The organism is Clostridium sp., assembly GCF_036781005.1.
In the GTDB taxonomy this organism is placed as follows: Bacteria; Bacillota; Clostridia; order Clostridiales; family Clostridiaceae; genus Clostridium_B.
Map to the genome: position 1 here is coordinate 35,431 of NZ_DAIQBT010000008.1, position 20,237 is coordinate 55,667.

The window sequence follows — 20,237 nt, forward strand, 5'->3', positions numbered from 1 at the left end:
TATAAACTTACAAAAACTTTTATATTTAAAATGTACTTTATTACAAATATACTATTTATTGCCTACAAATACATTGTTCCATTTTGTATATATGTTAAACAAACTAACTATATCCTGTTCATTGTATAATAATATTTTTTCTTTTTTCATCTGGGGCATCCTATTTATATATTCACTATCTTTGATTATTTTACTAAAAGTTTTAGCTAAATTTGAACCACTTATAATTTTATCCTCTCTTGCAATTCCAAATTCTTTTTCCAGGGCTTTAAGTCCTATGGACTTGTGGATCTCCCTTTCATATTGCTTTTGAAGATCTACACTTATAAAGCATTCCTCTATATTATTAAACTCCATATTGTATTTTTGAAAAAGATAGTTTATAACTGTAAAATCATTATTTCCCGAAAAAGTTACTATATACTTTTTATTTTCCCTAATCCTATTCTCAAAATATTCTTTTGCCAGCTGCAATATTATTTTTGCATCTTTTTTATTTTCTATCATATACTGTGTTACTTTCAGCACTTCATTTTCATAATCATAAAAGCAGCATCCAAACACCCCTATACATATAGGTTTCTTATAAATATAATGCTCTAAATCAAAAAATATGGCATCCCTAAAAATACACCTGCTCTCCTCTATCTTCAATGAATCTTCTATCAGGGGTTTTTCAACATCTACATCATTAAGTCTCTTTATCACATTACCACTCTTTTCAAATTCCTTTTTATCCACACAGTTTCAATACATCACTATAGAATCTAAATTTCCTTTATGCAAGAAGCTCCCAGTTTATATATCATATCTTTCCTCTCAACTATTATTTTTACCCTACTGCTTACCGCCGGATCCTCCAACACTTTTTTTACCAGTTCCTTGGTTGGATTTACACAAACAGGCTTTTTTACCATATTCATCATGGAAAAATCCCCCAAAGTATCCCCATAAGCATAACTCTTTTCAAGTTCTATACCATACTTTTCAGTAAACATTTTTATGGCCTTTTCCTTACTGGCACTATCCCACATAGGAACTACCTCTCCTGTATATATATCATCCTTATCTCTTATATATACAGCTCCTACATAATCATCAAATCCATATTTAATTGCCATTTCTCTAACCAACTCTACCGGACTTCCAGATACAGTTACTACTATGTGTTTATTTGTCTTATGCCAGTTTAACATATCTCTGGTATAAGAATACACCCTATCCCCTTTCTGAGCTACTACAGTTTTAGCTATAAATTCTATTTGGGATCTATGAAGGCCTTTTATGGCTTCTATATATATATTTGCCATTTTCAAAAGATAGTTATCATAATTACCCTTTCTCTTATCCCATCTCTCATATTCAGGTTTCACTTCCTTATACCATCTTTCCCCAGGTATTATTTCATATTTTACTAACTTTTTAAAAACTTCTGTTATAAGTCCCTCTCTATACAAAGTACCATCAATATCAAAAAAAGCTGCAATACTCATATCCATTCTCCTTATATACTTAAAATTAAATATTACTATCTTATATGTTATGTATCTCAGTTTTGCAACTCTAGTTTTGCAACTCTAATCAAGTAATTTTTAGATTCAGGTGGAGTTTGCCTATTCGTATAAAAAATATCAAACATATTTTTTAAAAAGTCCTGATATTAAAATCAAGACTTTTTAATTACATAATCCATTATATTTTCAATGGAAACAGTACCCTTTACCATATTTTTATCGTTTATTATAGGAATGGCTACTATGTTATTTTTTCTAATCCTTTTTGCCACAGTCATAATATCCTCTTCGCTCCTGGCTACAACTACATCCTTTGTCATTGCCCAATCTACAGGACAGGTATCATAATGACCTTCCTCCATTAAAAATCTATATATATCTGCCTTCACTATCATGCCCAGCAGTTGTCCATCTTCATCAACTACAGGCGCTCCATTTACATTATGAGTATCCATCATATCTAAAGCTTTACACAGACTATCTTCTTTTTTCAACTTTACAATATTCGATTTCATTATTTCTTGAACCATAACAACACCCCTCCTCCTTTTAATTATACAATGTTTTTTTTTAAAAGTCTAAATATTCCCCTAAAGTTAAATGTATTATTGATTCAAATTAAATTTTCACTAGTAACTGCTATTTATAATATTATCAAATTTTTCTACATCCTTTTCTCCCTTTATCAGATAATCTATAATTTGTGAGGCGACCTTTTTGGAAATTTTTTCAAATTGTATGTTTAAATCCACATTGTTTTTCTTTAAAAGAATTTTCAAATATCTTTTTTGCTTTTCAGTAATACCGTTTTCCCTTACCAGTAACTTATCATTTTTTATTTTAAAGGCAAACTCCTGTATTTTAGGTAGATTTAAAACATCCTCATAATTATGAAGCATTATGGTATGCTTTATATGATAAGTATTAGATTTCAAAAACTCTCTATATAAATCTACACTGATTCCCCCGTCTATTTTATCTTTCCTATTTATACCCAAATACTTTTCTACAGTTTTTAAGTTACACCTTTCCATACCCAGCTGTCTATAATAAGGTCTTATAAGCCTGTATAAATCCACATGATATTTAGGAAATTCAAAGCATATGTTGTTCCGGTGCATTCTCTCTTTTACAAAAGGTTCGTCAAAAGCTATTCCATTATAAGAACAGCACTTATCATACTTTAATATATCCATTCCAAAATTATATAATACTTCATTTTCATCCTCTAAAGTATCCGCAAAATACTGTTTTATTCTCAATTTGTTTTTATCAACAAACCTTCCAAAAGATATAAGTATTATATTATCACATTCTCTATCAAAGCCAGTTGTTTCTATATCAAAATAAGCTATATTTTCCATGTCACAATTTAAAAATGCATTACTTTCTACATTTACCAGAGGATCATATTCTTTAATTTCCATAATATATGATGTTACTTTAAAGTAACTTCTCCTTTCTATACTAATTGACTGTAAAACAAAATATTTAAAATTCCTTCTACATCTTTTCCACTACTTCTATACCTATTAAATCTAATCCATTTTTCAATACCTGACAGGTACATTTTACTAAAGATAATCGGGCATTTCTAGTATCCTCATCTGCTGCATTCATAATACTGTGGGCATTATAAAATTTATTGAAAGCTTTTGCCACATCTATTACATACCTGGTAACTACAAATGGCTCCAGCCTATTTATAGCATTTATTATAGATTTATTAAAGTTTCCAAGAATCTTTACAAGTTCAAATTCCTCTTTGCTAGTTAATTTGCCATAATCTATCTGTTTTTCATCTTGGGATACTTCTTGTGCCTTTCTAAGAATACTCTTTCCTCTGGCATAACTGTATTGAACATAAGGTCCAGTCTCTCCTTCAAAACTCAGCATTTCATTCCAATCAAACACTATATCTTTTTCTCTATTATTTTTAAGATATGTAAATATCACAGCTCCTATGCCGATCTTTTTAGCCACTTCTTCTTTGTCTTCAAGATTCGGATTCTTCTCATTTATTATTTCAAGAGTTCTCTCTACAGATTTATTTAAAAGTTCTTCTAAAAATATTACATCTCCCTTTCGTGTAGAAAGTTTTTTATTTGCAAATCTGACTAATCCAAATCCCACATGTTTACATGAGTCTGCCCAATCTTTACCCATTAGTTTAAGTGTGGTAAATACCTGTTTAAAATGAAGAGATTGGTCAAGCCCTACTACATATATACTCTTATAAAAATCATAGGTTTCTTTTCTATATATAGCTGCCGCTAGATCACGAGTTGCATATATAGTTGTTCCATCTGATTTTTTTACAATGCAAGGAGGCATATTATATTCATCCAAAAGCACCACTTTTGCACCGTTACTTTCAACAAGAAGTCCCTTTTTATCTATTTCTTCTACAACTGCATCCATTTTGTCAGTATAAAAACTCTCTCCTGCATAAGAATCAAAATCTACCTTCAACAAATCATATACTTTTTTAAATTCCCTAAGACTTAAGTCTTTGAATTTTTTCCAAAGTTTAATTTCTTCCTCTGAGCCATTCTCTAGTTTTTTAAAGTACATTCTACCTTCTTCATTAAGTGAAGGATCTTTTTCTGCCTCTTCATGAAACTTTACATATATTCTCAAAAGCTCCTTTATAGGATCTTTATTTAAATCCTCTTCATTACACCATCTATTATAGGCCGCTATAAGTTTTCCAAATTGAGTTCCCCAGTCTCCCAGATGATTTATTCTGGTACAATTATACCCTTGAAAATCAATCATCTTATATAGGGCATTTCCCACAGAGGTACTAAAAAGATGTCCTACATGGAAAGGTTTCGCAATATTAGGTGATGAATATTCCACAACTATATTTTTCCCTTTTCCTCTATCTGAACTTCCATAGCTATCTCCCTTTAATAATATCTCTCCTAAAGTACATTCAGTAAATATTTTTTTATCTACAAAAAAATTCACATAAGGACCTAAATTTTCGATTTTCTCAAAGTACTCGCTGTGTAGTTTATCTTTTAATTCCTTAGAAATTATATTTGGTGCTTTTTTTAAAACCTTTGCCAATTGAAAACATGGAAATGCAAAGTCTCCCATTTCAGGCTTTGGAGGTATTTCTATTAAACCTTCTATAAAATTGAATTCCAAATCTATATTTTTCTTAATTTCTTCTGCAGCCAACTTTTTAAAATCCATATTAATAGTTAAATAATTATATTCTTATTTAACACTTTTCATCTCCTTTCCCATTTCTATTCTTTTAAATCAAGTGTTCAAGAGGCTCAAATAGAATTCACTATAGGAAAATACTCTTATGCCACAATTACTGTAATAATATAAAAAACCGCCTCTTTTATCCTAAGAGACGGCCTCCCCCTATCACGATATTTAAATAATAGGTATACAGCCTATCTATTATATTTCTAGTTTATAACACTTTTAAAAGCATTATTGATAAAATCACAGAACCTACATCTTATTATATTACTATTAACATTTTTTTGTCAATATATAATTAATATTTTACTTTTCAAATCCATTTAAATGATTTTTATGCCATTTCCATGCAGTATCAATAATCGTCTCAAGTGAATTATATTTTGGTTTCCAGTTAAGCTCTTCTTCTGCTTTTTTAGAAGATGCTATAAGAGTCCCAGGATCTCCTTCTCTTCTAGGAGCAATTTCCGCTTTTATTTTCTGACCGGTTACTTTTCGTGACACTTCAATTACTTCCTTTACAGAAAAGCCTTTGCCATTGCCTAAATTGTAAATTCCACTTTCTCCCTTCTGGATAATTTTATCCAATGCCAAAAGGTGGGCATTGGCTAAGTCCATAACATGAATATAATCTCTAACACAGGTACCGTCTTCCGTGTTATAGTTATCTCCGAATATATATATTTTATCTCTCTTTTTTAAAGCCACCTGAAGTATTATAGGAATCAAATGTGTCTCAGGATTATGATCTTCCCCTATAAGACCCGAAATATGCGCACCTGCCGCATTAAAATATCTTAATGCAGCATACTTTATGCCATAAGCTTTGTCGCTCCATTTTAAAATTTTTTCAACTGTAAGCTTAGATTCTCCATAGGGATTAGTAGGATATGTTGAATCATATTCAAAAATAGGTATATTTTCAGGTTCTCCATAAGTTGCTGCAGTAGAAGAAAATACAATATATTTCACTCCGTATTTTCTCATGGACTTCAATAAATTCAAAGTACCCACCACATTATTTTCAAAATATTTAAGAGGCTCCCCTACACTTTCCCCTACCAGAGAATAGGCTGCAAAATCTATTACCGATTCAATGTTGTTTTCTTTAAATACCCTATCTACAGAATTTTCATCCCTTAAGTCTCCCTTGTAGACTTTACCTCCAAGTACAGCAGACTCATGCCCTTTTTCAAAGTTATCAAATATTATAATTTCTTTTCCTCTTTCTAAAAGTTCTGCTGCCATATGACTTCCTATATACCCTGCTCCTCCACAAACTAAAATCGACATTTTAAAACCTCCAATACGATATTTACTATATATTCTACTACAATTATTTTTCATTTTGTGTTAATAAAGGATTAAAGTATACACATGTTTATTTACAATTGAGTAATAACATTTTTATTTATAAAATATTATAATTTTCCTTTTCCTCTCCTAAAAATTCAATATCCCTATTTGAAATTACTTCATTTACATTCATATTTATGGACGTACCTGCTCCTCCCTGTATAGGATCTGTAATAAATTGTTCCCTAAATTTACTTTGTATATATAATAAGAACAAAACTACTATAGGCCATTTGTGCTAAACATACATTAATTAAATACAACAAAATAAAAAAAGCCGGAAAACGCAACTGTTCTCCAGCAATCAACAAACTAAACATATATTATAATTTTATTTCCTTTTGAATACTATCAAAATCTACTTCTTCCAATTTTATTACCCTAGTACTATATTTTTTCTTATACCATATCCACAATCCTAAAAATAGTGGAAGCCCTATATAAGATGAAATTACTCCACTCCAATCTATGTTATTAGCTTCAAAATAGGTAATACCCTGTCCTAGAATAACTATAATACAAAGTGCCAATGCTATCATAGGTCCCAAAGGAAATAACTTAGCCCTGTATTTTAATTTTCCAAAGTCCCTATTTTGGGCAACATACGCTTTTCTAAAACGATAATGACAAATAGCTATACCAACCCATGCTACAAATCCTGCAAGACCTGATGCTGCAACCAGCCAAACATATACCGTACTTTCAGCATAAAGCCCTGTTAAAAAACATGCAGATGCTACTATTGTTGTAAGTATTAATGAATTTACAGGTACTCCTCTTGAATTAACTTTTGCCAGCCAGCTAGGTGCCATTTTATCTTTAGCCATAGAATACAACATTCTAGTTGAAGCATACATTCCAGAGTTCCCCGCTGACAACACGGAGGTTAATATAACTGCATTCATAAGAGAAGCAGCTCCTGCTATACCTGCTTTTTTAAATACCATAGTAAAAGGACTTGTCTCAACTCCTGCATTCATATATGGAATTATAGCGCCTACTACAAATATTGTTCCTAAATAAAATATTAATATTCTCCAGAATATACTATTAATAGCTTTGGGTATGGTTTTTTCTGGGTTTTCACTTTCTCCTGCAGCTATACCCACTAATTCAGTACCCTGAAAAGAAAATCCTGCAATCAAAAATACCAAAAATATAGATTTAAAGCCTCCCACAAAAGGCGCCTCTCCTACTGTAAAATTTTTAAACCCTATAGCATCTCCATTAAATATTCCCATAATAGTTGCTAATCCCACTAATATAAAAACGATAACAGTTACTACTTTAATACTTGCAAACCAAAATTCAGATTCCCCATAAGCCCTTGCAGATAATAGATTTAATATAACTATTACGGCTAGAAAACATACACTCCATACAATAGCCGGTACCCCAGGCAGCCAATACTTCATTATAAGTGCTCCTGCCACCATTTCTGCAGCTACAGTTATCGCCCAATTATACCAATAATTCCATCCCAATGCAAATCCTAAAGCCGGATCTACAAATTTAGTAGCATAAACACCAAAAGAGCCAGACACTGGCATATAAGTGGCCATTTCTCCAAGACCTGTCATTAAAAAATAAACCATAATTCCTATACAACCATAAGCTACCAATGCTCCTCCAGGACCTGCCTGATTAATAGTGGCTCCAAGTGCCAGAAATATTCCTGTTCCAATAGCCCCTCCTATGGCAATCATACTTAAATGTCTGCTCTTAAGACCTCTTTTTAGTTCATTATTTTCTTCACTATTTTGCTTTGCTGAACTTTCCATTTTTCATCCCCCTTATCTATGCCAAAATCTCCATAAGTGAAATAAGTAAGATTCAGCTAATTTCTGACTTCCTATAAACATAAAAATAGCCTTGAGAGTGTACACCCAAGGTTACAAATATAAAAAATATATTATTCCACAATGAATGATAGCTCTTCACAAATCACATTTGTGACAGTCTTGTACATATTTTATACAAAACCAGTTAATTCAACATCAAAGCATCTGTTGAACACTTCGGCAAAATTTCCTTTTAAATTTCTTCACTGTGCTTGCCTCCAAAACTTTACTTATAAATTTTGCACCTCTATCTTAAATATTCACTTATAGTACATGTACATTATGTACTATAAGTAAATATTAGTCAATGGTATTTTAATACATTTATCTACCCATTATGACAAAAATCAAAATATATTTTCACTTGATTTACTTAAATTTTGTAGGTTTTAAACTTTCAAAATAATTTTTTATCTTCAAATCCATTCCCAATATGTGTTCTGATATCCATTTGTAAATAAAATCCAATAGTTTTAATACAGATTTTTGTATATCCTCATCTAATTCTTCCAAATCCAAATTTTCAATTTTATTTATAAAAATATCATGAGCTCTTTTCTGTTCTTTATATCCAGGATAATCGTAAAGTTTCATTATTCTTTCTTCATCCTCAAAATGATATACAGTATATTCTTTAAGTTCATCAATTAAATTCAAAACATCTCCAAAATAATCTACATGATTTTCATTTATTATAAGCTCATACACAGCTTCACCTATTTCAAAAAGTTTTTTATGCTCTTCATCTATCCTTTCAATACCACAATTATAAACATCTTTCCATTCAAACATTTTATTATCCCTCCATCTTAAATTAATTTGTCTCCCATATATGAATATTTATCCATTAAATTCAAACTAACTTTTAATATATTTTCATCTATTATAATTATAATACAAAAAACACGTCAGAATTGAAGTAATTTATCAATTCTGACGTGTAAAAATCATTCTAATATAAAATATTAAACTTTATTACTGTATTGTAATTTATATTATTAATGAAAATTAAATTAAAAAACCAATACTTTACATGACTCTTCCGGGAATTACAGCATCTAATATTCCTATAATAATTGATGCAATTATAGCTCCCCATATAGATACACTCATATTAGGTACTAAAAATTGAGTTAAATATAATATTATAGCTGCAATTATAAAACCTTTTATTCCTTTTCCAAAAGGAGATGCATCTACACCCATGAATTTTTCTACAAAATAGTCTATTAAACTTATTACAACTGCTGCTACTAAATAAGACCATAGTCCTACTATTCTAAAACCTGGTGTTAAAAATGAAGTTATCCCCAGTACAATTACTGTTAAAATAAACCTTACTATATAACCACCTATAGAAGATTTTTCTGACTCTCTTTTTGTATCACTCACGAAAGTCACTCCTTTTCAATAAAATATTTATTTTATATAAACATAGTCTTTACCTAAATCACAAAAAATATTTAAAAATAAAAATCTTTTTAAACTTAACATATTGACAAAAATATATATAATCTGCAATATTTTATATATAAAACCCTCGCATTATGTATAATTAAAATCAATATTGACAAAATAAAAGAAAAAAGGTATAAGTAATATTGTCTATATATAACAAATTTCAAGTTTAAAAGTATAGATATATTAGTTCCAACAATTTATTGAAAAGGAGTATAATAATGAAAACATTTCAAACTCTTATTGATGAAACTTTAAAGTCCAGAGATTTGGATGAGCTAGAATCTGCTGCCGATTTATTTCAATTCGGCATTGAAAGAGGATATTACAATAAAAAACAAGCAAATGAATTCAATACTGCTTACTGGAAAATAAAAGATAAGCATTTAGCTCATGAAATTGCTAATGAAATAAACTCCAACAGATTAAATGTTATAAGCATAGTTTCAAATGCCCCAATGAATATAAAGGACAATAAAACTGAACTTTTAAACTATGTAAATGGACGAATAAAAGCACTTAGAGGAAAGATAAGCGGCATAAAATAACTTATTTACGAATTTATAATTTCTACTAAAAATTTGGGGAAATACATTAATTATATTAAAAAAGTCAGATGAAATACATTCCATCTGACTTCAATTTATATTTATTCTATTTTAAGTTCTGCTCATATGCCTGAACCATTTTTTTAACCATATTTCCACCTACAGAACCTGCTTCCCTTGAAGTAAGATCTCCATTATATCCCTCTTTTAAATTCACTCCTACTTCTCTTGCTGATTCCATTTTAAATCTGTTCAAGGCTTCTTTAGCCTGGGGAACTAAAACTCTATTTGTTCTGTTACTTGCCATGATTAATTTCCTCCTCTTTTCCTATATCCTTTTTTATATTCTTTATTTTTATATTACATTATAAGTTTACTCCATATAAAAATTATTACACTATAAGGTTATATGAAAATAAGTCAATGTTTATTTAAAATAGAAATATTTTGTATATAAAATACTTCTATTTTAAAGTATAATTTATGTATATCAAATTTTAACAAGTAGGTGATTTCATTGTATAAAAAAGGAGATTTTCATTTGCATACAACTGCTTCTGATGGTAAACTGTCTCCCAAAGAAATAGTAACTAATTCAAAAAAAGCAGGTTTGGATATAATAGCTATAACAGATCACGATACCATATCTGGTATAGACAGTGCCTTATGTCAGGGAGAAAAAGTGAATATAAAGGTTATTCCAGGTATTGAATTATCTACTCTATATAACAATAAAAGCGTTCATATATTAGGTTATTTCAAAAATACTTCCTTTATATCACTAAAATTTAAAAATTTTTTAAAAGAAATGCGTTCATATAGGGCATACAGGGCAAAAAAAATAGTTGATAATCTAAATAAATTTTTCAATATAAATATTCCCTATGAAAAGGTAGTAAAGAATGCTCATGGAATTATTACAAGACCTCATATTGCCCAGGCTATTATAGATGAAGGATACAATTATAGTTTTCAGGATATATTTAAAAACTTCATAGGTGAATCCTGCGCAGCTTACGTACCTAATAAAAAACTTTCTACCTTAGACGGCATAAAAATGCTTCAATCATTAAATGCCTTGGTTATACTTGCTCATCCTGTACTTATAAAAGAAGTCAATATAGAGGAACTAATTGAACTTCCCTTCCACGGCATAGAAGCAATTTATGCTAACAACACAAAAGAAGATACAAATAAATTTATAAAATATGCTAAAAAATACAACAAAATAATAACTGCAGGTTCTGATTTCCACGGTAAAACCTCGCAAAAATACAAGGATTTAAAGCATTCAAACACTATAGGTGAAGTTTTTTTAGATGAGGATGGAATAAATATATTTTTAGACAAACTAAACAGTGTTTAAAAATATATTGTTTCCACCTTCTGGACTTATATGTTAAAAATGCTGCATAACTAAATATTTTAGATTACACAGCATTTTTTGTTATATTCTATTTAAAAAAGCAGTATATCCCTTTACCGCTTCATATATATCTGCCTTACTAGCTACTTCCCAAGGTGCATGCATATTTTGAAGTGCTATGCCGCAATCTATAACCTGCATATTATATCGTGCCAATATATAGGCTATGGTTCCTCCTCCTCCTTGATCTACCTTTCCAAGTTCTGAAGTTTGCCAATACACATCATCTTTTTCCATTACACTCCTAAGTTCAGCTATATATTCCGGGTTTGCATCATTACATCCAGATTTCCCCCTGGAACCGGTATATTTATTAAATACTATTCCCTTTCCAAAATAAGCTGAATTATTCTTTTCCATGACAGAAGGATAATTTGGATCAAAGGCTGCACTGACATCTGAAGACAACATTTTTGAATTTGTCAGAACTCTCCTTAATTTCAAATCATTATAATCTCCACAAAGTGCTGTAATTTCTGCCACTGTATTTTCAAAAAATCTGGAATGCATTCCAGTAGCCCCTACACTCCCTATTTCCTCCTTATCTACTAAAAGAGTGGCACAGGTTTTATCAGGAGTATTTACATTCATCATTGCCACAAAGGAGGTATATGCACATATTCTGTCATCCTGTCCATAAGCCATAATCATGCTTCTATCCAGTCCAAAATCTCTGGCAGGTCCTGCAGGAACTACCTCCAGTTCAGCAGATACAAAATCTTCTTCTTCTATTTTATATTTATCATTTAAAAGTCTTAAAATATTTTGTTTTACCCTATCTTTAGCTTCCTTATCCTGAATTGGAATACTTCCAACTAATATATTTAAATCTTCTCCCTCTATTATTTTGTTTGCTTTTTTCTCCATTTGGGTCGAAGATAAATGTACAAGTAAATCAGATATTCCAACTACAGGTTCATCCTCTTTTTCTCCCACCACTATTTCTATTTTACTTCCATCTTTTTTTACCACTACTCCATGAATGGCAAGAGGAATTGTAACCCACTGATATTTTTTTATACCCCCATAATAATGAGTATCCAAAAGTGCCAGATCTGTATCTTCATAAAGAGGGTTTTGTTTTAAGTCGATTCTTGGTGAATCCACATGAGCACCAAGTATTCTCATACCCTTTTGTATATCTTCACTTCCAATTACAAAAAGTGCTAAGGTTTTGTCCTTGTTATTAGCATAAATTTTATCACCTGGTTTTAAAGTACCCTTTTCATTTATAATACTTTCTAAATTTCTATATCCACTCTTTTCAGCTCTTGATATAAATTCTTTTATACATTCTCTTTCTGTCTTACACCTGGACATAAAATCCTTATACTCATCCGACAATTGAAACAGAGCCTTAAAATCTTTTTTTGAATATTTATCCCAGGCATATTTATATTTTTTAGTTAAATCCTTTGACATTTCTACCTCTCCTTCCCTATATTCAGCTTGCAACATTACTATGAAAAAGCAAATAACAATTTTCATTTCATTATCATTTATATTTTATCACAATAATTTTATTACAATACTATAAAATTCACTTAAAGCCATTTTTTCCTTTTAAACACACATACGAGAGTTATGGCTACTACTACCATAATTAATATCACATAATGACATCCATTATCCTGTTCCACAAAAGGTATCCCTTTCAAATTCATACCATACATACTGCTTATTAAATTTAAAGGCAAAAATATGGTTGCTATTACTGTGAAAATTTTCATGAGTTCATTGGTTTTATTAGCTATTTCTGATTCAAAAGCTTCTCTTACCAAAGCTAAGTCTTGAACCAAACTTTCAAGAGAAGACATAAGTTTCTCTATTTTTTTATTTAAATTCACAAAATATTTCATACTTTCTTTATCAATTACAAGATTATCATTTATAACTAAACTATCTCCTATGTATGTAAGAGGACTTAAGTATTTTCTTATTTTATAAACCTGCCTTCTAAGAGTTATTAGATTATCTATTTGTTCATGCCTGGGGTTTTTTAAAATACTTATTTCAATCCTATCCGCTTCCACTTCCAGTTGAGATATTATATCATGATTTCTAACTACTATCCTGTCTAAAATATAGTAAAGAAGTATACATACTTTGGGATTGTCTTTCAGTACAAAACAATCTTTAGAATCATTTATATCTTTTATTAAAATATCCAATATATCAATTCTGTCCTTATACACAGTTATAATATAATTTCTGCTTAAAAATACATTTAATTCTTTGGATATAACTATTTCTTCTACATAGTTAAGTACATTGAATATTAAAAAAATATATCCATCAAAAAAACTTATTTTTGGCACCTGTGAAAGACTTTTACACTCATTTATTGTTTCTTCATCTACAGACATAAAATCATCTAGCTTATCAATTTCATCCATAGATAAAATTATCCAATAGTGGTTATCCAAAAGCTCATCATTTCCAGTGATTTCCTGGAAATCATTATCTATATTTAATATTCTCACAAAAACACCACCAATAAAAACTATAGCCTAATAATTTAGTCCCCTAAAAATAAAATTTGTATGATTTCAGTTTATATTAGTGTGTTAATTTTAAACCTAAATAATTCATCATTCCCTTGATATGTTTTTAGCCAATTTATTTTTATACATCTTTTCATCAGAAGCTCTAATTACATCATTTACACTAATATTTGTGTGTTTTGCTATTTCTATTATTCCATAACTAAAGGAACATTTAAAAGGTTTCTTATGCTTTTTTAATCCACAATATATTTCCTCAATTATTTTTTCAGCATCATCTTCACAGCAATCTGGAAAAATTATGAGAAACTCATCTCCCCCCATACGGCTCACTGTATCTGTCTTTCTTACTCTTAACTTAATATTTGACACAATAAAATTAATTACCCAATCCCCTTCTGTATGACCATAATTATCATTGATTTTTTTTAATCCATCCACATCAATAAAGCATATAGACAAGGGTTTATCTCTTCTGGGTACTAAAGAGAGCTCCTTTTCCAGCATCACAATCCCCGTTCTGCGGTTTGAAACTCCTGTCATAGGATCAGTAAATGCATAATATTTAAGCTGTTCATGCTGAATCTTTAGTTTGTTCTCTGCTTTTACCCTTTCAGTTATATCATTAAATATAATCACAACACCTCTGTATTTTTCACTTACATCAAGCATTTTTTTAAATTTTACCAAAAAAGTTTTTTCTCCAGTTTTAGTTTCAATTGTCTTTTCTTTCAAAACTTCATTTTCACTTGAAGCAACAAATTCATTAATTTCTTCACTAATCCATGTCAATTTTTCATCTTCATCCACATTTCCATAATACTTTGTTCCTGGAACAGATGCATTTAAAAAAACCTCTGCTGCCCTATAATTTATATTTTCAATATTATTATCTTTATCCACAAGTATGATAGGATCATAAATGCTTTCAAAAATTGTAAGATATTTATTTTTTTCATTGGTTATTTCCCTATTTGATTTCTGAAGCTCTTCTAAATTCTGTTTTTCAGATAATCCTGCCCACTCTATAGTAAATCCTAATTCTATATGATCAAAACATCTTTTAATATACCGTGAAAAGTATTTCTTCTCCTCACATGAAAAACTACTTTCATCAATAACATCCATATATACCTGTTCATAATATTTCATAAGCCCTAAAAATATGCCCAGTGTAACCCCCCTTAAACGATGTTTTCGTGCTTCTAAAACTCCAAACTGGGCAACCTCATTCTTAGTGAAATCATCATCAGGTCCCATTTCAGGAATAGCACTATTTTTTTCAATAACTTTTACAAGAGATTCTGAAAGCCCCGATATAGATATTCGCCATGCTTCTTTTAAAGTTGAAGTATATTTTACATAATTTTGCTTTTTTGCATATTCTAAAATTTTTTCTATGAGAATTTCTTCACTATCTAAAATTATTCTTTTTAATTTTCTTATATCCAATTAGTTCTAGCTCCTTTCAAATTAAAAAACTCGACTTCAATCTAAGAGTCACTTCATAATCCAGAGCTATTCCATACATAATTAAAATACACTTTTTCCTTTTTTAGTAAGCATATTTGCCTGTTCTTTTATATCCCTTAACATTTCAATAATATCCAGAGATATATTTTTAGCCCTACTTGCGTTATTTAAAGCTTCATTTTTATTGCCACTTTTAATTTTATCTATTACTGTATGTCCAATTTTATGAAGTTCAGAGTGTATTGAATCTATCTTATCCCATACAATTCTAATGTCTTTATCCTTTGGTACTACGGATTCATAAAAATGCCCAAATCCACATTTATGTCCATCTGTTTGCAAGGGATATATTTCCATCTTATTTGCCATGGTCTCAAGTTTATTAACCCAGGCTATATGAGCTGAAATGGCCTCCTCCATAACATCTACAAAAGTATTATTATCTATTTTAAAATTGCTCTCATAAAAAATTTCATTACTTAGTTTTGACAAATTTGAAATATGGTCTTCAATTTTGGAAATAGAATCTCCCATATCTCCAATTTCCATTGCTTCCTCGTAAACTTCTTCTGATATATCCTTAATATTATCGGCATTTTTACTTAAAAGATGAGTTTCATCACTTATGTATTCAATAGATGCACTTATCTCTTGAGATGCAGCCGATACCTCAAAAATATTATTTGAAAGCAATTTAATGCTTTCCTTGCTTTCTTTAATCGACTTAGAAATATCACTAATAGACTCGTTCATATTGAATATGGCAGCTTTAGTTTCACATACACTATTTTTACTTTGATGAGAAGCCCTTTCAATATCCTCCATCAAATTATTTATGGACACAAGCTCTTTCTGCGTAATGTCAGCAAGTTTCCTTACTTCCTCTGCTACCACAGCAAAACCTTTCCCATGCTCTCCCGCTCTTGCAGCTTCTATACTTGCATTTAAGGCAAGAAGGTTTGTCTGATCTGATATTTGTTTAATACCTCCAACAATACTTTTCATATCTACTATGAACTGTACTAAGTTATTCATGTCTCCCTCCATAGATAAAGAATATTTAAGTACCTCTTCTTTTAAGTTAGTCACTTTATCTAAAGATTTATTATTCTTTTCATTCAAATTCAAAAGTGAATTAGTTTGAATGGATACCTCTTCTACAGATGAAGCATACTCTAGAGCATTATTTGATATTTCAGTCATGTTTTCATTTACCTCCTGTATTACACTTGTAATACTTTCTGTATGTTCTTTTAAATTTTCTGATCTAACCCTTAACTTATTTGATTGATGCTTCATCTTTACGTTAAATGCACTAATACCGATAGCTGCATCAATAATTCCTTTTATCATAGTTTTTATTGGTGAAGATATCTTGTTTATACCTTTAAACTTATTTTCTATACCCTTAATAATATCCTTATCTTCTATAGAATATTCTTTAAAGATTTTTTCCATATCTTTGATTTTTACCTTATACTGAAACACAACACACCTCCTGCAAATTGAATAAAACCATAGTAGCAAATAAATATTAGAAGATAACAATTACAACTATTATTTCTCATATTATATCATTTATTTTAAATTGATAGCAATGTAATTTTTATATTATTCTTTTCTACAAATAAAATCTCTCTAATCTGTTTTCCTCCTCAATTTAACTGTGTTTTAAGTTCATTATTATTGAATAAATTGATTAAAATGTAAACAGAGATTTATACTTATGACAGTGCTTTGTGTCAATGTAAATAAAAGTAATTAAGATTCATATAAATTTACTGTCCGTAGGTCAGGTCTATATGAAACCAAATAGTAAAAAAGTATTTACTCCATTTATAGCGATAATGATGTTTGCAGCCCTATTGACAGACTGTGGCTTAAGCGTAGATAATGATATTAAAGAAAATTCTTCCGCCAAAGAAAGTACCCCCACAAAAATTCCGGTTTTTTCTTTGAAGGACATGCAGGGAAACACTGTTACAGAAGCAATCTTTAGAAAAAATAAACTGACGCTGGTGAATGTATGGGCAACTACCTGTTCACCATGCATGGATGAAATGCCAGATTTGGAAAACCTAAGTCAAGATTACAGTGATAAAGATATAGGCTTCCTTGGATTTGCTGCAGATGGGAATGATGCCGCCCCACAAGCAAAAAAATTACTTCAAGAACTTGGCATAACTTATACGAATCTTCTGCCAAATGATGACTTTACAAATCGATTTTTGAACAGGCAAGATATGGTAAGTGGAGAAAATCTGCCAATCAGTCGAGCCTACCGCAAGGAAGTCCGTCAAAAACATCTAAATTTTATTTCATGGTATTAATGCTACAATAAAAATACCCGAAAACCGGATAAATTTCTGCATGGAATCGGCCTTAAAAACATAAATCGCTATGTACAGGAACTTGGAGTCTCAATAAAATATGGCAGCTCAAATTCTCGCTTTACCGTGAAAATTATCTTATATAATATGGATCCAGAACAAAAGTATGAAGATGAACCAAACGATCCATGACAACATAACCCACATATCCAAAGCAGGCATGTTGGGTAAAAAGAAAGGAGTTTGCATAATGAATGAAAAAAATAGTGCATTATCAGTAATTAATGTAGAACAGCTCTATGGCCGTGAGGGCTCCCAATTTCAAGCGTTATCCAATATTAATTTCGAAATTGAGAAAAGAGAATTTACCGGTATTATGGGACCTTCAGGTGCAGGAAAGAGCACACTCCTGAATTTAATTGCCACCACCGATAAACCATCTGCCGGTCAGGTTATTATGGACGGAAGGGACGTACCGGCCATAAGTGAGACGGAACTTGCAGATTTTCGATGCAATAATCTTCTACCTAACCTAACGGCAGAAGAAAATATTTCGCTGCCCCTGGTTCTGACAAAGGAGAAATCTCCAATACGCTTACAAAAGGTTCTGGCTATTTCTGCAGCTCTGGGAATTTCCGGAACACTGGAGCAATATCCCTCCACTCTGTCAGGAGGACAAAAACAAAGGGTGGCAGCAGCACGGGCTATGGTCACCTCACCTGCGCTGCTGCTGCTTGCCGATGAGCCAACCGGCGCACTAGATTCCAAATCCGGACGGGATTTACTGGAATCTCTGTGGGAACTCAATCAGAAGAGGACATCAGCATGAATATGCCTTTAAAAAATATCGGTCTGGCATTTCTCCAAGCTATGGTACTGCTGAGTGCTATCCTGATGATTGCATTTGGCATAATTCGGGGAGAAACATCCGTTGTTCTTCATAAAGCAATCCAAATTTGTCTGGAATGTATCGGAATCGGGTAACGCAAATGGTGAAATATCGACTGATAATTCAAGCAGCTTTTACCGTACTGACCAACGGTTATGTGAAAGGATTCGTCCGAGGAAGAATCTTTCAAGGTGCATCAAAATCTTTTTGTGTCCCAGGACTCAACTGCTACTCCTGTCCAGGGTCCTTAGGCTCTTGCCCAATTGGCGCACTACAGGCCATACTGAACAGCAGACAGTTTAGTTTTTCATGTTATATTTTTGGTTTTTTAATGGCAGTGGGAATTTTAGTGGGACGACTCATCTGTGGTTTTTTATGTCCGTTTGGATTGGTACAGGATTTGTTGTATAAAATACCCTACGGCAAAAAAAGAAAAAATATACCGGGTCACAATATACTGAAATACTTAAAATATGTCGTTTTAGCCATTTTTGTGATTATTCTTCCCATGACAGTTGCAAATCAAGTTGGCATGGGGATGCCATGGTTCTGCAAATGGATTTGTCCCAGTGGAACACTTTTCGGCGGAATACCTCTGGTTGCAATGAATCCTGCACTACAAAAAGCTGTGAGCTTCCTTTTCACCTGGAAGGTTCTCGTGCTACTAATAGTCTTGATTTTGTCCATGAAAATATATCGGCCATTTTGCAAATATCTCTGCCCCTTAGGCGCTATATACAGTCTTTTTAATCCAATTTCCATTTTACGGTTGAAAATTGATCCGCAAAAATGTATTAAGTGCGGGGCCTGTCAGAAAATCTGTAAAATTGATATTCGAACCTTTGAACAGCCAAACAGTCCTGAGTGTATTCGGTGTGGAAATTGCATTATAGCCTGCCCATGCAATGCAATACAGATAACATCCACACATAATAAGACAGTCAACTTGTCTAAAACTAAAAGAACGCAACACTAAAAGAACTAAAGTCACGGCCGTGGATGATTTATCATTCCATGTCCGTGACTTTTTTGATTGTAAACTTAGATATTTTATTTTGAGCTAGGTTATACATATATAGGCTATTTTAAACAAAAAAGCAGTATAACTTACAATAGATATTATAGTATTTGCCATTCCCCTAGAACTAAGCAGTGAAAAGCAAAAGCCTCTTACCGGTAATGGAAATAACAGATATTCTGGCTTTTCATTTAATAAATCCAATATTATATGTAGAGCATATCCAAGTGCAAACCAAAGGGCAAACTCCCCTGCAATAAACCATACTCCCAAAGTCATAGTTATAAAACCTAGTAAGCTATGCATATATTTTCTGTGACCCGTTATTCTCCCTAAAAAGATTGAACCTATTATAAATATAATCCCTATTATCTTCAACGTTCCAGGCATATTTCTATTTATTAAATTTATAAAATTGTAATGGAACAAATGCAAACCTACCAAATATAGTCCTAAAATCCAAACAATCATATGAATCATATCACTTATAATGTGTCCCGCTTTAGACATCTTTAAATCTGCATCTACTGCATATGAGCCTATTATAGCAAAACCTAAACCTATAATAGACGTTTTTATACTTACTTTGGGAACTAATAAAAAAGCTGCTCCACAAAGTCCTACTGCCGCATGTGTTTTTCCTGTCATGAGTTAC

At 31.1% G+C, this 20,237-nt stretch carries 21 protein-coding genes, 2 pseudogenes and 1 riboswitch; of the genes and pseudogenes, 7 read left to right on the forward strand and 16 right to left on the reverse strand.

What is annotated here, in order from left to right:
* Nucleotides 1-51: 51 nt before the first annotated feature.
* The 10 genes and pseudogenes from V7Q02_RS04815 to V7Q02_RS04860 all read right to left on the reverse strand — a co-directional run bounded on the left by V7Q02_RS04815 (nt 52) and on the right by V7Q02_RS04860 (nt 9,328).
* The gene (locus tag V7Q02_RS04815) at nt 52-669 is read right to left on the reverse strand and encodes a ribonuclease H-like domain-containing protein (protein WP_333859938.1); all 618 of its coding nucleotides are present in this window, start codon (nt 667-669) and stop codon (nt 52-54) included.
* 98 nt (nt 670-767) lie between these two features.
* A complete protein-coding gene (locus V7Q02_RS04820) occupies nt 768-1,493 on the reverse strand; it encodes an HAD-IB family hydrolase (protein ID WP_333859861.1) in 726 nt (241 codons plus the stop codon).
* A gap of 173 nt (nt 1,494-1,666) precedes the next feature.
* Complete coding sequence (locus V7Q02_RS04825) at nt 1,667-2,044, reverse strand: CBS domain-containing protein (RefSeq protein ID WP_333859862.1); 378 nt, start codon at nt 2,042-2,044, stop codon at nt 1,667-1,669.
* A 99-nt stretch (nt 2,045-2,143) separates the two neighbouring features.
* A complete protein-coding gene (locus V7Q02_RS04830) occupies nt 2,144-2,941 on the reverse strand; it encodes a ribonuclease H-like domain-containing protein (RefSeq protein ID WP_333859863.1) in 798 nt (265 codons plus the stop codon).
* A 76-nt stretch (nt 2,942-3,017) separates the two neighbouring features.
* The gene (gene argS, locus V7Q02_RS04835; RefSeq protein WP_333859864.1) at nt 3,018-4,718 is read right to left on the reverse strand and encodes an arginine--tRNA ligase; all 1,701 of its coding nucleotides are present in this window, start codon (nt 4,716-4,718) and stop codon (nt 3,018-3,020) included.
* 327 nt (nt 4,719-5,045) lie between these two features.
* Nucleotides 5,046-6,032, reverse strand: coding sequence for a UDP-glucose 4-epimerase GalE (galE, locus tag V7Q02_RS04840; protein WP_333859865.1), 987 nt, complete (start codon nt 6,030-6,032; stop codon nt 5,046-5,048).
* A 121-nt stretch (nt 6,033-6,153) separates the two neighbouring features.
* A pseudogene (gene aspA / locus V7Q02_RS04845) lies at nt 6,154-6,297 on the reverse strand (aspartate ammonia-lyase); the annotation flags it as partial.
* Between the two features lie 121 nt (nt 6,298-6,418).
* Nucleotides 6,419-7,876 carry an amino acid permease gene (locus tag V7Q02_RS04850; RefSeq protein ID WP_333859866.1) on the reverse strand — a complete coding sequence of 486 codons (1,458 nt, stop codon included), beginning with the start codon at nt 7,874-7,876 and terminating at the stop codon, nt 6,419-6,421.
* A gap of 141 nt (nt 7,877-8,017) precedes the next feature.
* A riboswitch (Lysine riboswitch) is annotated at nt 8,018-8,194 on the reverse strand.
* A 111-nt stretch (nt 8,195-8,305) separates the two neighbouring features.
* Nucleotides 8,306-8,728, reverse strand: coding sequence for a bacteriohemerythrin (locus V7Q02_RS04855; RefSeq protein ID WP_333859868.1), 423 nt, complete (start codon nt 8,726-8,728; stop codon nt 8,306-8,308).
* Between the two features lie 237 nt (nt 8,729-8,965).
* Complete coding sequence (locus V7Q02_RS04860; RefSeq protein ID WP_333859869.1) at nt 8,966-9,328, reverse strand: phage holin family protein; 363 nt, start codon at nt 9,326-9,328, stop codon at nt 8,966-8,968.
* Nucleotides 9,329-9,615: 287 nt separating this feature from the next.
* Here V7Q02_RS04860 and V7Q02_RS04865 point away from each other — a divergent pair, with 287 nt between their 5' ends.
* Nucleotides 9,616-9,942 carry a hypothetical protein gene (locus tag V7Q02_RS04865; protein WP_333859870.1) on the forward strand — a complete coding sequence of 109 codons (327 nt, stop codon included), beginning with the start codon at nt 9,616-9,618 and terminating at the stop codon, nt 9,940-9,942.
* Nucleotides 9,943-10,048: 106 nt separating this feature from the next.
* Here V7Q02_RS04865 and V7Q02_RS04870 read toward each other — a convergent pair whose 3' ends face one another.
* The gene (locus V7Q02_RS04870) at nt 10,049-10,249 is read right to left on the reverse strand and encodes an alpha/beta-type small acid-soluble spore protein (RefSeq protein WP_012620447.1); all 201 of its coding nucleotides are present in this window, start codon (nt 10,247-10,249) and stop codon (nt 10,049-10,051) included.
* 210 nt (nt 10,250-10,459) lie between these two features.
* Here V7Q02_RS04870 and V7Q02_RS04875 point away from each other — a divergent pair, with 210 nt between their 5' ends.
* The gene (locus V7Q02_RS04875) at nt 10,460-11,308 is read left to right on the forward strand and encodes a PHP domain-containing protein (protein WP_333859871.1); all 849 of its coding nucleotides are present in this window, start codon (nt 10,460-10,462) and stop codon (nt 11,306-11,308) included.
* Between the two features lie 81 nt (nt 11,309-11,389).
* Here the strand turns inward: V7Q02_RS04875 and V7Q02_RS04880 are convergent, their stop codons facing one another.
* The 4 genes from V7Q02_RS04880 to V7Q02_RS04895 form a co-directional block, all read right to left on the reverse strand.
* A complete protein-coding gene (locus V7Q02_RS04880) occupies nt 11,390-12,790 on the reverse strand; it encodes an aminopeptidase (RefSeq protein ID WP_333859872.1) in 1,401 nt (466 codons plus the stop codon).
* A 122-nt stretch (nt 12,791-12,912) separates the two neighbouring features.
* Nucleotides 12,913-13,851 (reverse strand): magnesium transporter CorA family protein, encoded by a 939-nt coding sequence (locus tag V7Q02_RS04885; protein WP_333859873.1) that lies wholly within the window; start codon nt 13,849-13,851, stop codon nt 12,913-12,915.
* 108 nt (nt 13,852-13,959) lie between these two features.
* Nucleotides 13,960-15,324: a sensor domain-containing diguanylate cyclase gene (locus tag V7Q02_RS04890; RefSeq protein WP_333859874.1), complete on the reverse strand. Its 1,365-nt coding sequence runs from the start codon at nt 15,322-15,324 to the stop codon at nt 13,960-13,962.
* A gap of 81 nt (nt 15,325-15,405) precedes the next feature.
* Nucleotides 15,406-16,833 carry a methyl-accepting chemotaxis protein gene (locus V7Q02_RS04895; protein WP_333859875.1) on the reverse strand — a complete coding sequence of 476 codons (1,428 nt, stop codon included), beginning with the start codon at nt 16,831-16,833 and terminating at the stop codon, nt 15,406-15,408.
* 314 nt (nt 16,834-17,147) lie between these two features.
* On the opposite strand from V7Q02_RS04895, the gene V7Q02_RS04900 reads away from it, so the two are divergent.
* The 5 genes and pseudogenes from V7Q02_RS04900 to V7Q02_RS04915 all read left to right on the forward strand — a co-directional run bounded on the left by V7Q02_RS04900 (nt 17,148) and on the right by V7Q02_RS04915 (nt 19,540).
* Nucleotides 17,148-17,675: a TlpA disulfide reductase family protein gene (locus V7Q02_RS04900; protein WP_333859876.1), complete on the forward strand. Its 528-nt coding sequence runs from the start codon at nt 17,148-17,150 to the stop codon at nt 17,673-17,675.
* Nucleotides 17,676-17,699: 24 nt separating this feature from the next.
* Nucleotides 17,700-17,867 (forward strand): annotated as a pseudogene (locus V7Q02_RS15915) (GHKL domain-containing protein); the annotation flags it as partial.
* A gap of 58 nt (nt 17,868-17,925) precedes the next feature.
* A complete protein-coding gene (locus V7Q02_RS04905; RefSeq protein WP_333859878.1) occupies nt 17,926-18,504 on the forward strand; it encodes an ABC transporter ATP-binding protein in 579 nt (192 codons plus the stop codon).
* Nucleotides 18,505-18,545: 41 nt separating this feature from the next.
* Entirely contained in the window at nt 18,546-18,659 is a 114-nt protein-coding gene (locus V7Q02_RS04910; protein ID WP_333859939.1) for a CD1871A family CXXC motif-containing protein, read from the forward strand.
* A 5-nt stretch (nt 18,660-18,664) separates the two neighbouring features.
* Nucleotides 18,665-19,540 carry a 4Fe-4S binding protein gene (locus tag V7Q02_RS04915; RefSeq protein WP_333859880.1) on the forward strand — a complete coding sequence of 292 codons (876 nt, stop codon included), beginning with the start codon at nt 18,665-18,667 and terminating at the stop codon, nt 19,538-19,540.
* A gap of 84 nt (nt 19,541-19,624) precedes the next feature.
* Here V7Q02_RS04915 and V7Q02_RS04920 read toward each other — a convergent pair whose 3' ends face one another.
* A complete protein-coding gene (locus V7Q02_RS04920) occupies nt 19,625-20,230 on the reverse strand; it encodes a metal-dependent hydrolase (protein ID WP_333859881.1) in 606 nt (201 codons plus the stop codon).
* Nucleotides 20,231-20,237: the final 7 nt, after the last annotated feature.